At 72.5% G+C, this 14,682-nt stretch carries 12 protein-coding genes and 2 tRNA genes; 8 read left to right on the top strand and 6 right to left on the bottom strand.

Annotation, left to right across the window (positions count from 1 at the left end; all coding sequences use genetic code 11):
- Window positions 1-341: 341 nt before the first annotated feature.
- Both IQ279_RS21770 and IQ279_RS21765 read left to right on the top strand, forming a co-directional pair.
- Window positions 342-590 (top strand): hypothetical protein, encoded by a 249-nt coding sequence (locus IQ279_RS21770; RefSeq protein ID WP_206350676.1) that lies wholly within the window; start codon window positions 342-344, stop codon window positions 588-590.
- A 25-nt stretch (window positions 591-615) separates the two neighbouring features.
- Entirely contained in the window at window positions 616-1,704 is a 1,089-nt protein-coding gene (locus IQ279_RS21765; RefSeq protein WP_206350662.1) for a YlbL family protein, read from the top strand.
- Between the two features lie 54 nt (window positions 1,705-1,758).
- On the opposite strand, the gene IQ279_RS21760 is transcribed toward IQ279_RS21765, so the two are convergent.
- A complete protein-coding gene (locus IQ279_RS21760) occupies window positions 1,759-2,349 on the bottom strand; it encodes a PPA1309 family protein (protein WP_206350661.1) in 591 nt (196 codons plus the stop codon).
- 134 nt (window positions 2,350-2,483) lie between these two features.
- Here IQ279_RS21760 and IQ279_RS21755 point away from each other — a divergent pair, with 134 nt between their 5' ends.
- The 4 genes from IQ279_RS21755 to IQ279_RS21740 all read left to right on the top strand — a co-directional run bounded on the left by IQ279_RS21755 (window position 2,484) and on the right by IQ279_RS21740 (window position 7,615).
- Window positions 2,484-5,441, top strand: a complete 2,958-nt coding sequence (locus IQ279_RS21755; RefSeq protein ID WP_206350675.1) for a UPF0182 family membrane protein — start codon at window positions 2,484-2,486, stop codon at window positions 5,439-5,441.
- A gap of 53 nt (window positions 5,442-5,494) precedes the next feature.
- Window positions 5,495-5,568: transfer RNA gene (locus tag IQ279_RS21750), tRNA-Met, on the top strand.
- Between the two features lie 185 nt (window positions 5,569-5,753).
- Entirely contained in the window at window positions 5,754-7,463 is a 1,710-nt protein-coding gene (locus IQ279_RS21745; RefSeq protein WP_206350660.1) for a tetratricopeptide repeat protein, read from the top strand.
- 78 nt (window positions 7,464-7,541) lie between these two features.
- Window positions 7,542-7,615, top strand: a tRNA-Met gene (locus IQ279_RS21740).
- 190 nt (window positions 7,616-7,805) lie between these two features.
- On the opposite strand, the gene IQ279_RS21735 is transcribed toward IQ279_RS21740, so the two are convergent.
- Complete coding sequence (locus IQ279_RS21735; protein WP_206350659.1) at window positions 7,806-8,222, bottom strand: Fur family transcriptional regulator; 417 nt, start codon at window positions 8,220-8,222, stop codon at window positions 7,806-7,808.
- A 133-nt stretch (window positions 8,223-8,355) separates the two neighbouring features.
- Here IQ279_RS21735 and IQ279_RS21730 point away from each other — a divergent pair, with 133 nt between their 5' ends.
- On the top strand, window positions 8,356-9,822 hold the full coding sequence (locus IQ279_RS21730; RefSeq protein ID WP_206350658.1) for a catalase: 1,467 nt from the start codon (window positions 8,356-8,358) through the stop codon (window positions 9,820-9,822).
- Window positions 9,823-9,929: 107 nt separating this feature from the next.
- Here the strand turns inward: IQ279_RS21730 and IQ279_RS21725 are convergent, their stop codons facing one another.
- A complete protein-coding gene (locus IQ279_RS21725) occupies window positions 9,930-10,352 on the bottom strand; it encodes a CBS domain-containing protein (protein ID WP_206350657.1) in 423 nt (140 codons plus the stop codon).
- 145 nt (window positions 10,353-10,497) lie between these two features.
- Complete coding sequence (gene hisN, locus IQ279_RS21720; protein ID WP_206350655.1) at window positions 10,498-11,292, bottom strand: histidinol-phosphatase; 795 nt, start codon at window positions 11,290-11,292, stop codon at window positions 10,498-10,500.
- Between the two features lie 161 nt (window positions 11,293-11,453).
- On the opposite strand from hisN, the gene IQ279_RS21715 reads away from it, so the two are divergent.
- Window positions 11,454-12,146: a TetR/AcrR family transcriptional regulator gene (locus IQ279_RS21715; protein WP_241028514.1), complete on the top strand. Its 693-nt coding sequence runs from the start codon at window positions 11,454-11,456 to the stop codon at window positions 12,144-12,146.
- A gap of 33 nt (window positions 12,147-12,179) precedes the next feature.
- Here IQ279_RS21715 and rsgA read toward each other — a convergent pair whose 3' ends face one another.
- Entirely contained in the window at window positions 12,180-13,214 is a 1,035-nt protein-coding gene (gene rsgA / locus IQ279_RS21710; RefSeq protein WP_206350653.1) for a ribosome small subunit-dependent GTPase A, read from the bottom strand.
- A gap of 15 nt (window positions 13,215-13,229) precedes the next feature.
- Entirely contained in the window at window positions 13,230-14,588 is a 1,359-nt protein-coding gene (gene aroA, locus IQ279_RS21705) for a 3-phosphoshikimate 1-carboxyvinyltransferase (protein ID WP_206350651.1), read from the bottom strand.
- Between the last annotated feature and the right edge of the window lie 94 nt (window positions 14,589-14,682).

Below are 14,682 nucleotides of genomic sequence, written 5' to 3'. Positions count from 1 at the left end.
CCCGAGGGCCCGGGGAGGCCCCGGCACCTCGGAGGCCGGGGGAGCCCCGCCACCGGGCGAACCCTGACCGATGCCGCACTGGCCGGCGGGCTTCGAACCGGCCGCCGGCAGGAACCCCGGAACCCGCCGGTACGCCTCCCGGGCAGCTGTGCCATGGCCGCGCGGGGTGTGCCGCGCCGGTGGCCGGGAACAGTGCCCCGCAGAGCCGGAGCCGAGGAGCGGGCGGTTTCCCCAGGGCGCGGAGTTGCGGAAGGGCACCCCTGCCGGAACGGTTGACTCATCCGGGATCTAGTCTGCTCATAGGCCGTATCTCCGGCGTACTCGAGGATCGGGAGGTCACTGTGGCGGCACTCGCCTGGTTGCTGATTCCGTTCGTCGCCGCGGTCGGGGCGGCCGTGTGGTCCGTGTGGGCCTCGCGCAAGCCCAGCGGTTTCGGGGACGCCGACGGGGTCGCCGGATACGAGGCCTTCCGCGCCGCCATGGAACGGCCGCACGGCCACGGGACGGGGCGGGATGACCGGGGCGGTCGCGAAGGCCCTGCCGCCGTGTCCCGCACGGCCCCGGACGGACGGGCCCCCGCAGCCGACTGACGCGCGGTTCCCGTACTGTCGTGCCATGCCACGCCGGACCGCGACGATGCTCACCTCGACCCTGCTGCTCATAGCCGTGCTCTGCGCCGCGGTCCTCATCAGGGTGCCGTACGCCGAGATGTCACCGGGCCCCACCGTCAACACGCTCGGCGAGCACGACGGCGAACCGGTGCTGAGCATCGAGGGCAGGAAGACCTACGAGCCGTCCGGGCACCTGAACATGACCACCGTCCGCGTCACCGGCGCCGACTACCGGATGAACCTCGTGGAGGCCGTCTACGGCTGGCTGGCCGAGGACAGCGCCGTCGTCCCGCACGACACCCTCTACCCCGACGACAAGTCGGCCGAGGAGGTGCGCGAGGAGAACGCCGAGGAGTTCACCCAGTCGCTGGAGAGCGCCAAGGTCGCCGCCCTGCGCGAGCTGGACGTCCCGGTCGGCGAACGGGTGGTCGTGGCCGCCGTGGTCAAGGGGGGGCCGGCCGAGGACAGGCTGCACGCCGGGGACGTGATCACGGCCGTGGACGGCGAGGCCGTCGAGGAGCCGGGCGACGTCGCCGAGCTGGTGACCGAGCGCGAGCCCGGCGAGGACGTGGTCTTCACCGTCGTCCCGGCCAAGGCCGCCCGGGCGGCCGAGAAGGCGGGCGAGGAGCCCACCGGCTCCCGGGAGGTCACCGTCACCACCGGCGAGGCCGACGACGACGGACGGGCCGTCGTCGGGATCCGGGCGGGGCTCGACCACACCTTCCCGTTCGAGATAGACATCGAGCTGGCCGACGTCGGAGGCCCCAGCGCCGGGCTGATGTTCGCCCTCGGCATCGTGGACAAGCTCACCCCCGGGGACCTCACCGGCGGCGAGTTCGTGGCCGGTACGGGCACCATCGACGGCGAGGGGCGGGTAGGCCCGATCGGCGGCATAGGGATGAAGACCATCGCCGCCCGGGACAAGGGCGCCGAGTACTTCCTCACCCCCGAGGAGAACTGCGCGGGCGCGGCCCGGGACGTCCCCGAGGGCCTGACCCTGGTGAAGGTCGGCACGATCGAAGACGCCATGGGCGCCCTGGAGGACATCCGGGAGGGGGAGACGGCCGGCCTGCCGCGGTGCACGGCGGGCTGATCCGCTCCCCCTCCGGCGGGCATCCGGCCCGCGGTTCCCGCCGCGGGCCGGCCGTCAGTCGCCGAAGGTGGCCGCCAGCGCCTCGGTGAGCCCGGGCACCAGATCGGGGCCGGTCAGCACCTCGGTCGGCGAGTCCTTCTCGCGCAGCCGCAGCGCGGACTCCCGGGCGCCGTCGCGCAGGACCGCCACGGTCATCCGGACCTCCTGGCGCTCGGGGTGCTCGGCCACCCAGCGGGCCAGCCGCTCCTCGGCGCCCTCCTCCTGGAGTTTCTCGGGAACGGACGCCTCCGCCGAGGGCGGCAGCATCAGCCGCTCCACCGTCATCGCGCATCCGGAGACCGCGTCGGGCCAGGCGATGGTGCCGAGGAACTCGTCCAGGGGAATCCCGGCGGGCAGTTCGTCCTGCTCGACCGGGGTGAGGGGGGCCGGGGCGGGGGTCTCGCCGCCCTGCCGCCCCTCACCGTCCAGACCGAGCTGCTCGGCCAGGGCGGGTTCCTCGGTGCGCAGCCGGTCGGTGTCGACCAGGGCGAACAGGCGGGCGGGCTGGTCCCAGCCCAGGCCCGCGACGTACTCGTCGATCTCGAGCACGGCACGGGTCAGCGGGCTGGCGGCCAGAGGTGTGCCGTCGATTGGAAGGTTGTTCATCCTCATATCGTGCCGCTGAACCCCCCGGGAACGGGAACCGGGTAAAGGTTCAGTAAGTTGCATGGGTGGGGCCCTAGCATTCGGGGCCAGTCCCATCCGCTGCGATTCTCGAGGTGCGCACCTTGGCTTTCCAGATGCCGGACCGGGGCCCGGGCGGGCCCTCAGGACCACGGATCAGTGTCGGCAGGCCCTCCAGGCGCGCCAAGACCCTGCTCATGACGGTGGGCGCGCTGGCCGTGCTGGCCATGCTCTTCGTCATGTTCGCGGGGTTCTGGACCGACTGGCTGTGGTACCGCTCGGTCCGATACACCACCGTCTTCACCACCACCCTGTGGACCAAGATCGGTATGTTCGCCGTCTTCGGTCTGCTGATGGCCGCGGCCGTCGGCTTCAACATCTGGCTGGCCCACCGCCTGCGGCCTCCGCTGAGCGCGATGTCGCTGGAGCAGCAGAGCCTGGACCGCTACCGGATGGGCATCGCCCCGTACAAGAAGTGGGTGCTCCTGGGGGTCACCGCGCTGGTGGGCCTGATCGCCGGCGCGTCGGCGGCCGGCCAGTGGCGCACCTGGCTGATGTGGGTGAACGCCGTCCCGTTCGGCACCTCCGACCCGCAGTTCGGCAAGGACGTGGCGTTCTACGCGTTCGACCTGCCCTGGTACCGCTTCCTGCTGAGCTTCGGCTTCGCGGCCGCGGTGCTCTCCCTGCTGGCCGCCGCGCTGGTGCACTACCTCTACGGAGGGCTGCGCCTGACCACCCCGGGCGCCCGCGCGACGTCCCAGGCCACCGGCCACCTGTCGGTGCTGCTCGGCGTCTTCGTGGCGCTCAAGGCGGTGGCGTACTGGCTCGACCGCTACGGCCTGGCGGTGAAGTCCGGCGACTTCAGGGCGACGGACAACTGGACGGGCCTACGGTACGTCGACGCCAACGCCTACCTTCCGGCGAAGACGATCCTGTTCTTCATCGCCGCCATCTGCGCGGTGCTCTTCTTCGCCACCCTGTGGCGGCGCACCTGGCAGCTCCCGGTCATCGGCTTCGGCCTGATGGTCCTCTCGGCGATCCTGATCGGCGGCCTCTACCCGGCGATCGTGCAGAAGTTCCAGGTCCAGCCGAACGAGCAGGCCAAGGAGGCGCCGTACATCAAGAAGAACATCGACGCCACCCGTGACGCCTACGACATCGACGACTCCAAGGTCTCCGACTACTCGGGGGAGAGCGAGGCGAGCAACGAGGAGTTGCGCGAGGCGGCCGACACCACCGCCAGCATCCGGCTGCTCGACCCGAACGTCGTCTCGCCCAGCTTCCAGCAGCTCCAGCAGGTCCGCAGCTACTACCAGTTCCCAGCCACCCTGGACGTGGACAGGTACTCCACCGAGGACGGCGCGGAGCAGGACACCGTCGTCGGTCTGCGCGAGATCAACATCAACGGCATCACCGAGCGCAACTGGATCAACGACCACTTCAAGTACACCCACGGCTTCGGCATGGTGGCCGGCAAGGGCACCGAGGTGGCCTCGACCGGGGCCCCGGCCTTCATCGAGAAGAACCTCCCGCCGGAGGGCGAGCTCGCCGAGGACGGCTACGAGCCGCGGGTCTACTACGGCGAGAAGACCACGCAGTACTCCATCGTCGGCGGTCCGCAGAAGGAACTGGACTACATCGCCGGCAGCGAGGAGAAGACCTACAGCTACAAGGGCGACAGCGGGGTCAGCCTGGGCAACGTCGCCAACCGCGCGGCGTACGCGGTGACCTTCAACGAGCCGCAGATCCTCTACTCGGGCGCGATCGGCGAGGGTTCGCGGATCCTGTACAACCGCACGCCCAAGGAGCGCGTCGAGGCGGTGGCCCCCTGGCTGACCATCGACGGCGACCCGTACCCGGCGGTGGTGGGGGACCGCATCCAGTGGATCGTGGACGCCTACACCACGACCAACCAGTACCCCTACTCCTCGCGCACCACCCTGGGCGAGACCACGGCCGACGCGCTGACCGACGGCCAGCGGGCGGTCATCGCCCAGCAGAACCGGGTCAACTACATCCGCAACTCGGTCAAGGCCACGGTGGACGCCTACTCGGGCGAGGTGAAGCTCTACGAGTGGGACGAGCGGGACCCGGTGCTGAAGACCTGGATGAAGGCGTTCCCCGGCACGGTCGAGCCGAAGGGCGAGATCGGCGAAGAGCTGGTGGACCACTTCCGCTACCCGCAGGACCTGTTCAAGGTCCAGCGCGAACTGCTGACGCGCTACCACGTCACCAACGCGAGCCAGTTCTACAGCGGCAGTGAGCGCTGGCAGGTGCCGGACGACCCGACGCAGAAGGGCAACGCGGTCCCGCCGTACTACCTGAGCATGAAGATGCCGGACCAGGAGGAGCAGACCTTCTCCCTGACGACGACCTTCAACCCCAGCGGCCGCGAGACGCTCGGCGCCTTCATGGCGGTCAACGCCGACGCCCGCAGCGACGACTACGGGACCATCAGGATCCTGAAGCTGCCGTCCAACACCACGGTCTCCGGCCCGCAGCAGGTGCAGAGCCGGTTCAACTCCGACACCGACATCGCCAACGAGATCAACATCCTCAGGCGCGGTGACTCTGAGGTCGAGTACGGCAACCTGCTCACGGTGCCGCTGGAGGGCGGCCTGCTCTACGTCGAGCCGGTCTACGTCCGCGGCGCGGGCACCAACTACCCGCTGCTGCGCAAGGTGCTGGTGACCTACGGCGAGGAGACCGCCTTCGAGGACACCCTCGGTGAGGCGCTGAACGCCGTCTTCGGGGTCGAGGGCACCGAGGAGCCGCCGGCGGAGGAGGAGCCGCCCCCGGGCGAGGAGGAGACCACTCCGCCGCCCGCGGAGGGCTCCGAGGACCCGACGGTCCAGGAGGCCCTCCAGGACGCCCAGGAGGCATTCGAGGCGGGCCAGGAGGCGCTGGGCGAGCAGGACTGGGACGCCTACGGCCAGGCCCAGCAGGATCTGGAGGACGCGCTCGAGCGGGCCGCCGAGGCGCAGCAGTCGGCGGGCGGCGACGGCGGGAACTCCGACGGCAAGAATCCCGGCGACGACAAGTCCGGCAACGACGAGGGACGCAAGGAAGAGTGAATCGGTGGTGAGCCGGCTCCCCTCGCGCCGTGGTAAGGTTGTGAACACAACGGCGCGGGGTGGAGCAGCTCGGTAGCTCGCTGGGCTCATAACCCAGAGGTCGCAGGTTCAAATCCTGTCCCCGCTACTGACGAAGAAGGACCCGGAGTCACTGACTCCGGGTCCTTCTTCGTGTGTTGGGCATGCGAGAAGAGAGGCGCGTGGTAGCGCTTTGCGTTTGGATGGTGGCTGTATCGGGAAGTCGACAAAACGCTGAAGTGACTTCCTTGGCGGCGGTATACCGGATGTAAGCAGGTTGCGGGTGGTGCGACGATGGGCCTCATGGGGGACAAGGCGAGAGATGAGGTCACGGGGGGCGGAGCGAGCCGCGCGGACCTCCGCGACCACCGCGACACGGACGCCGTCAGCGCGCTCGGCGCCCGGCTGCTGCGCCGCGGCGACCTGGAGGGGGCCGAGCCGTATCTGCGCGCCGCCACCGCCGCCGGCGACCGCGCCGCCGCGAACAACCTGGGAGTCCTGCTCCATCAGCTCGGCCAGGCCGAGGAGGCCGCCGGCTGGTGGCGGGTCGCGGCCGTCGCCGGCTCGGCGGCCGCCGCCCACTCCCTGGGCCGCCACCACCGCGAGCGGGGCGACGAGACGGCCGCCGAGTACTGGCTGCGGCAGTCCGCCGAGTCCGGCCACCCCCTCGGCGCGTACGCCCTCGCCGACCTGCTGGAGCAGCGGGGCGAGAAGGGGGCCGAGGAGTGGTTCCGGGCCGCCGCCGAGCGTGGCCACCGGGAGGCGTCCTACCGCATCGCGCGGATCCTGGCGCGCCGTCAGGAGGGGAGTGCCGAGGCCGAGCAGTGGTACCGCCAGGCCGCGGCGCGCGGCCACCGGCGTGCCGCCCTGCGGCTGGGCACGCTCCTGGAGGAGCGCGGCGAACTGCAGGAGGCGGGCCGCTGGTATCTGACGGCGGCCAAGGAGGGGGAGGCGCGCGCCGCGCGCGCCCTGGGCTTCCTGCTGCGCGACGCGGGCGACACCGACAGCGCCGCCGAGTGGTGGCGCCGTGCGGCTCAGGACGGCGACGGCAGCGCGGCCAACGCCCTGGGCGCGCTGCACGCCGAGCGGGGCGAGCGGCAGACCGCGGAGCGCTGGTACCGCACCGCGCTGGAGGCGGGCGACATCAACGGCGCCTTCAACCTCGCGCTGCTGTGCGCCGCCGAGGACCGCACCGCCCAGGCCGAGCAGTGGTACCGGCGTGCCGCCTACGCCGGGCACCGCGAGGCCGCCAACGCGCTGGCCGTGCTGCTGCTCCAGCGCGGCGACGCGGCGGGGGCGGAGCCGTGGTTCTCCAAGGCCGCCGAGGCCGGCAGCGTGGACGCCGCCTTCAACCTCGGCATCCTGCACACGGGCCGGGGCGAGGAGGAGGCCGCCCGGCGGTGGTACGAGCAGGCGGCCGCGGCGGGACACACCGAGGCGGCGCTCCAGGTGGGCATCGCACTGCTGCGCGAGGGCGACGCCCACACCGCCGAGCGGCATCTGCGCCGCGCGGCCGGCGGCGGCAGTGTGGAGGGCGCCTTCCGGCTGGCGGCGCTGCTGGAGCGCCAGGCCCCGACGGCCGACGCCCTGGACGCGCACGGCCCGCCGGCCGAGTACGAGGAGTGGTACGAGCGGGCCGCCGAGCAGGGGCACCGGCGGGCGCAGGTCCGGCTGGGTATGTGCGCGGCGGCGCGCGGCGACGTGGTCCGGTCCGCGCACTGGTACCGGGTCGCGGCGGAGGCGGGCAGCAGCAACGGCGCGTTCAACCTCGGCCTGCTGCTGGCGCGCGAGGGCAGTGAGCCGGAGGCCGCCCTGTGGTGGACGCGTGCGGCCGAGGCGGGCCATGGCCGGGCCGCTCTGCGCCTGGCGCTGCTGAACGCGCGGCGCGGCGAGCTGGCCGCCGGGCGCCACTGGTGCGCCCGGGCGGTCGAGCTGGGTCCGCCGGAGGTCGCCGAGCGCGCCGCGCGGCTGAGCGAGGCCCTCCACGAGGAGCTGACGGCCTGAGAAGGGGTGCCCCGCCTGCGGGGCACCCCCGCGGTTTGCACTGATCGCCGCGGTGGGTTAAGGTTGTGAACACAACGGCGCGGGGTGGAGCAGCTCGGTAGCTCGCTGGGCTCATAACCCAGAGGTCGCAGGTTCAAATCCTGTCCCCGCTACTGATGGGCCGGAGCCCGGATCCTAATGACGGATCCGGGCTCCGGTCGTTTTCGTGTGTTCGCCGTGCGGTGCCGTGCGGACACCGTGCACACGGGACCGCACGGGGCCCGGTCCGCTCCGGTGTCGCGGCGGTGCCGTGTGTCCGTACGGGGACGTGGTCTCGCGGCCCCGGAGGAGCCCCGGGAGGGGTCAGGCGGAGGCGCAGGAGGGGCACAGCCCCCGGTAGGTGACCGTCGCCTCGTCGAGGGTGAACCCGTAGCGCTCCCCCTCGGGGAGCAGGGCCAGCGGGTCGCCGGACGGGCGGACGTCGCGGATCACACCGCACCGCGAGCACACCAGGTGCTGGTGGGAGTGGTGGGCGTTCGGGTCGTACCGCTTGGCGCGGCCGTCCGTGCTGACCTCGATCACCTCGCCGATCGAGACCAGTTCGCCGAGGGTGTTGTAGACGGTGGCGCGGGAGATCTCCGGCAGCTTCTCGGTCGCGCGCGCGTGAACCTCGTCGGCGGTGTAGTGGACATGCTCACCATCGAGGACCTCGGCGACCACTCGCCGCTGGGCGGTCAGCCGCCAGCCGCGATCCCGGAGACGTTGCAGCAGGTCACTCATGTTTCCACCTTAGCAGCGCGTGTCCATGCCCGGATCATGTACGGTCTTCATCATCTTCTTGACTTAGACATTGTCCAATGTAGGATCGCATTCGGCTCAAGCCAAGGGGACAGGACAGATTCAGGAGGCGCATGTGACTGCCCAGATCGAGAACACCGGGCCGCTGACCACGGAGGCCGGTGCTCCCGTCGCGGACAACCAGAACAGCGAGACCGCCGGTTCGGGCGGCCCGGTCCTGGTCCAGGACCAGCTCCTGCTGGAGAAGCTCGCCCACTTCAACCGCGAGCGCATCCCCGAGCGGGTCGTCCACGCCCGCGGCGCGGGCGCCTACGGCACCTTCACCGTCACCGCCGACGTGACGAAGTACACCCGGGCGAAGTTCCTCTCCGAGGTCGGCAAGGAGACCGAGGTCTTCCTGCGCTTCTCGACCGTCGCCGGCAACCTGGGCGCGGCCGACGCGGTGCGCGACCCGCGCGGCTTCGCGCTGAAGTTCTACACCGAGGAGGGCAACTACGACCTCGTCGGCAACAACACCCCGGTGTTCTTCATCAAGGACGCCATCAAGTTCCCCGACTTCATCCACACCCAGAAGCGCGACCCGTACACCGGCTCCCAGGAGGCCGACAACGTCTGGGACTTCTGGAGCCTGAGCCCGGAGTCCACCCACCAGGTGACCTGGCTCTTCGGCGACCGCGGCATCCCGGCCTCGTACCGCCACATGGACGGCTTCGGCTCGCACACCTTCCAGTGGAGCAACGAGGCGGGCGAGGTCTTCTGGGTCAAGTACCACTTCAAGACCGACCAGGGCATCAAGTGCCTCACCCAGGACGAGGCCGACCTCCTGGCGGGCAAGGACCCCGACAGCCACCAGCGCGACCTGCGCGAGTCCATCGAGCGCGGCGACTTCCCGAGCTGGACCGTCGGCGTCCAGATCATGCCGGCGGCCGAGGCGGCGAACTACCGCTTCAACCCGTTCGACCTGACCAAGGTCTGGCCGCACGCGGACTACCCGGTCATCGAGATCGGCAAGCTGGAGCTGAACCGCAACCCGCAGAACGTCTTCGCCGAGGTCGAGCAGTCGATCTTCTCCCCGCACCACTTCGTGCCGGGCATCGGCCCCTCCCCGGACAAGATGCTCCAGGGCCGGCTGTTCGCCTACGGCGACGCGCACCGCTACCGGGTGGGCATCAACGCCGACCACCTGCCGGTGAACCGCCCGCACGCCACCGAGGCCCGCAGCCACGGCCGCGACGGCTTCATGTACGACGGCCGCCACGGCGGGGCGAAGAACTACGAGCCCAACAGCTTCGGCGGCCCGAACGAGACCGGCCGCGCGCCGTGGCAGCCGGTTCCGGTCGCCGGGGCCACCGGTGACATCCCCGCGCCCTCGCACGCCGAGGACAACGACTTCGTCCAGGCGGGCAACCTCTACCGCCTGATGACGGAGGAGGAGAAGGGGCGTCTGATCGACAACCTGGCCGGCTTCATCTCGAAGGTCTCGCGCGACGACATCGTCAAGCGGGCCATCGAGAACTTCCGCCAGGCCGACGAGGACTACGGCAGGAGGCTGGAGGCCGCGGTCGAGGCCCTGCGCGGCTGACCCATCGGCTCCTCGCCGTACGAACCCGGAGGGACCGGACGCCAGTGGGCTCCGGTCCCTCCGATGTGTTCCGGGGCGCCCTCCCGGGCGCGTCCCCGGCCGCCCTCTCAGGAAGCCACCGTGCCGGCGGGCGCGGCGGGTGCGTCCCGGCGCACCGAGGACCAGCAGCGGACGATGTCGCGCACCGACACCACCCCCACCGGCTCCCGGTCGTCGAGCACGATCAGATGACGGAAGCCGCCGCGGGTCATGGCCCGCGCGGCGTCCTCCAGGGTCCAGCCGGGGGCGGCGAAGACCACGTCGGTGGTGGTGTGCAGGTGTGCGGGCTCCCGGTCGGGGTCCTGCCCGGCCCCCACGGAGTTGAGGATGTCGCGTTCGGTGAGGATGCCGACGCCGCCGGCGTCCGGGTCGAGGACGACGGCCGCGCCGACCCGCCGGGCGGACATCAGCCGGGCGGCCTGGCGGAGGGTGTGGGCGGGGCCGATGGTGAGAACCACTGTGCTCATGGCGTCACGGACGAGGGTGGTCATGACGGTTGTGCCACCTCCTTGGCGAACCCCCGCGGTGGGGAAGGGATTCACAAGCTCACAAGCGGGCGGATTATCATGTTCACATGCCGCCGGAGCCGCAACAAGGGGCGTGCGAGGACGGAATGACCGGGGGTCAGTGGCGTTCTCAGTCGCCGACGTAGGCGAGCAGGTCCTCGTGGAGCAGTCCGTTGGAAGCCGCCGCGTTCCCGCTGTGCGGGCCCTCGCGCCCGTCCAGACCGGTGAAGGTGCCGCCCGCCTCCTGCACGACGATCGCGTTCGCCGCCATGTCCCACAGCGACAGCTCCGGCTCCGCGCACATGTCCACCGACCCCTCGGCGACCATCATGTACGGCCAGAAGTCGCCGTAGCCACGGGTGCGCCAGCAGTCCCGGGTCAGGTCGAGGAAGCCGCCGAGCCTGCCGCGCTCCTCCCAGCCGCCGAGCGAGGAGAACGCGAACGAGGCGTCCTGCACCCGGGCCACCCGCGAGACCGACAGCCGGGTCGCGGACGTCAGACTGCGGCCGGTGTACGCGCCGCCGCCCAGCGCCGCCCACCAGCGCCGGTTCAGGGCCGGGGCCGACACCACGCCGACCACCGGCCGGTCGCCCTCCTCGGTCCGCTCCATCAGCGCGATCAGGGTGGCCCACACCGGGACGCCGCGCACATAGTTCTTGGTGCCGTCGATGGGGTCGATCACCCAGCGGCGCGGCCCGCGCCCCTCGCTGCCGAACTCCTCGCCCAGCACCGCGTCGCGCGGCCGTGCCCGCTGCAGGGAGGTGCGGATCAGCTCCTCGGCCGCCTTGTCGGCCTCGCTCACCGGCGTCATGTCGGGTTTGGTCTCGACCTTGAGGTCGAGGGCCTTGAACCGCTCCATCGTCGTGGCGTCGGCGGTGTCGGCCAGCACGTGGGCGAGACGCAGGTCATCGTGGTAGTCGGGCATGGACGAACAGTATCCAGCGGCGCGGGCGGCCAGCCACAGGGGAGTGGCCAACCGGGTGTGCGGGCGTACACCCGCGGCGGTGAGGCGGTGCGAGGCGTCTTGACACCCTCCGCCACCGCGCCGATGCTGTGCGCGACCCGCCGTGTCCGGGGGAGGCGCTGATGACCTCGGTGATGCCCTGCGCCGGAGACCCGACCGGAGACTCCGGTGGAGATCCGGCCGGGGAGCCCGCCGGACGCGACCCGGAGTCCGCCGCGCCGCCCACGGCGCGCCAGGCCCTGCTGCGCGCCGCCCGCGCCGCCCTGACGGACAGACCGTGGCCCCGGATCCGCATGGTCGAGATCGCCGCGGCCGCCGGTTTCTCCCGCCAGACCCTCTACAGCGAGTTCGGCTCCAAGGACGGGCTCGGCGCGGCCCTGGTGGCCCGTGAGCTGGAGGTCCTCTTCGAGAGCACCGCCCGCGCCGCGCAGCGGGCGGCCCGCCCGGACTCCGGCCCGGCCGCCGACCCCGTCGCGGGCTGCGCCGCGGCAGCCGTCTCGGTGGTGCGCGCAGCCTGCCGCGACCCGCTGGTGCGCGCCGCGCTCACCGGCTGCTGGGAGTCCCGGCTGCCGCCGCCCGGGCCGGAGGCGGACCGGGCGGCGGCGGGACTGCGGGACCGCACCGCCGCCGCGCTGGTGTCCGCGGGGGCCGCGGCCGGAGGCACGACCGGACCCGCCGCGCTGCGCCACGCCTGCGAGGTGGGCCTGCGGCTGGCGCTGTCCTACGTCGTCGCGCCCTGCGACGGCCCGCCCGAGGCGACCGAGGAGGCCGCGGGCGCCCACGTCACCCAGGTGCTGCGGGCGCTGCTCTCCTGATCCTCGGGGGCGGTCCGGGGCGGCGTACCGCGGTCAGTCGCCCTCCCGGCGCTCCCGCGTGGCCAGCAGACGGCGCAGGGAGAACAGCCGGGCCGGGTCCGCGTGGCCGTCGGCGACCCAGGAGTCCAGCGCGCAGTCCGGCTCGTCGTGGCCGCAGGCGCGCGGACAGCCGTCCGTGCCCGGCTCCAGGTCCGGGAAGGCGTGGATCACCCGGGACGGGTCGACGTGGTTCAGGCCGAAGGACCGCACGCCCGGGGTGTCGATCACCCAGCCGCCCTCCGGCGCCGGCGGGAAGGAGACCTCACCGGGCAGCGGCAGCGCCAGGGCCGAGGTCGTGGTGTGGCGGCCGCGCCCGGTGACCGCGTTGACATGGCCCGTCGCCCGTCTGCGGTCGGGCGGGACGAGCGCGTTGACCAAAGTGGTCTTGCCGACCCCGGAGTGGCCCACGAAGGCGGTGGTCCGGCCCCACAGGAACTCGCGCACCCGGTCGGCGGCGGCGCCGTCGGCCAGCTCCTCGCGGTCGGTCACCACATGCCGGACCCCCAGCGGGGCGTACGCCTCCAGCAGCGTGTCGGGCGGTGCCAGATCCGACTTGGTGAGGACCAGCAGCGGCTCCAGGCCCGCGTCGTAGGCGGCCACCAGGCAGCGGTCGATCAGCCGGGGGCGGGGCTCGGGGTCGGCCAGGGCGGTGACGATGGCGAGCTGGTCGGCGTTGGCGACGACGACCCGCTCGTAGGGGTCGTTGTCGTCGGCGGTGCGCCGCAGCACCGAGGAGCGCTCCTCGACCCGCACGATCCGCGCCAGGGTGTCCCTGGCCCCCGACAGATCGCCGACGACCGCCACCCGGTCCCCGACCACGACGCCCTTGCGGCCCAGCTCACGGGCCTTCATGGCGGTGACCGTGCGGCCGTCCACCAGGCAGGTGATCCGGCCCCGGTCGACGGTCAGGACGAAGCCGGAGGCGGCGTCCTCGTGCTTGGGCCGGATGCTGGTGCGAGGGCGGCTGCCCCGGCGGCCCGGGCGGATCCGGATGTCGTCCTCGTCTGTGTGCTTGCCGTAGCGGCGCATGGCCGGTTCCGCCTCTTACCCTCTGTCCCCGTCCCCCGCGAGCATGGCGCCCCACAGCTCGGGGAAGTCGGGCAGGGTCTTGGCGGTCGTCGCGACGTTCTCCACCTCCACACCCTCGACGACCAGGCCGAGCACCGCGCCCGCCGTGGCCAGCCGGTGGTCCTCGTAGGTGTGGAAGATCCCGCCGCGCAGCGGGCGCGGGCGGATGACCAGCCCGTCCGCGGTCTCGGTGACGTCGCCGCCGAGGCCGTTGATCTCCTTGGTGAGGGCGGCCAGCCGGTCGGTCTCGTGCAGCCGCAGGTGCGCCACGCCGCGCAGACGCGACTCGGAGTCGGCCAGCGCCGCGACCGCCGCGATGCCGGGGGTCAGCTCGCCCACCTCGCTCAGGTCCACGTCGATGCCGTGGATCCGGCCGGTGCCGGTGAGGGTCAGGCCGCGCTCGTCCAGCTCGCAGCGCCCGCCCATCTCCGTGAAGATCTCGCGCAGCGCGTCCCCGGGCTGGGTGGTGTGCGCCGGCCAGTCCGGGACGGTCACCCGGCCGCCGGTGACCAGCGCGGCGGCGAGGAACGGCTGGGCGTTGGACAGGTCGGGCTCGACGACCAGATCGCGGCCGAGCAGCGCGCCGGCCGTGACCCGCCAGACGTTCGGCTCGCCCCCGGACTCGGGGGTGTCCACCTGGGCGCCCGCGGCGCGCAGCATCTCCACCGTCATCCGGATGTGCGGCATGGACGGCAGCGGGCCGCCGGTGTGGCGGACCTCCACGCCCTGGTTGAAGCGGGCGCCGGACAGCAGCAGGGCGCTGACGAACTGGGAGGACGAGGAGGCGTCGATCTCCACCGTGCCGCCGGTCAGGGAACCGCCGCCGTGCACGGTCATCGGCAGCGCGCCGCGCCCGCCGTCGTCGACACGGGCGCCCAGCACGCGCAGCGCGTCGATCACGCCGTGGAGGGGGCGCTCGTGGGAGCGCTTGTCGCCGTCGAAGCGGACCGGGCCGTCGGCCAGGGCGGCCACCGGCGGCAGGAAGCGCATCACGGTGCCGGCGTTGCCGACGTCCACGCTCGCGGGGCCGTGCAGCCCCGCGGGGATGACGCGCCAGGCCTCGCCGCCGGCCCCGGGGCCGGCGGCGCCGTCCACGACGGGTGCGGAGTTGGAGGACACCGTCTCCTCGATGCCCACCCCCATGGCGCGCAGTCCCTCGGCCATCAGCAGGGTGTCGCGCGAACGCAGCGGGCGGCGCAGCCAGCCGGGCTCGGAGGCCAGGGCGGCGAGCACCAGACCGCGGTTGGTGACCGACTTCGATCCGGGCACGGTGACGGTCGCATCGACGGCGCCGGACGCGGGCGGCGCGGGCCAGAGGGCGGTGTGGTCGGTCATGGGGCCAACTTTAGTGGCTCCGGCGGGGTGGGAGCCCTGGCCTGACACGGGGAGAGCACGGACGCGGACGGCCGCGCCGCGCACCGCGGGGCCG

The organism is Streptomyces verrucosisporus (assembly GCF_017114865.1).
GTDB lineage: Bacteria > Actinomycetota > Actinomycetes > Streptomycetales > Streptomycetaceae > Streptomyces > Streptomyces fenghuangensis.
The sequence above is the reverse complement of the archived record's forward strand: the minus strand, read 5'-3'. Positions and strand labels throughout refer to the sequence as shown.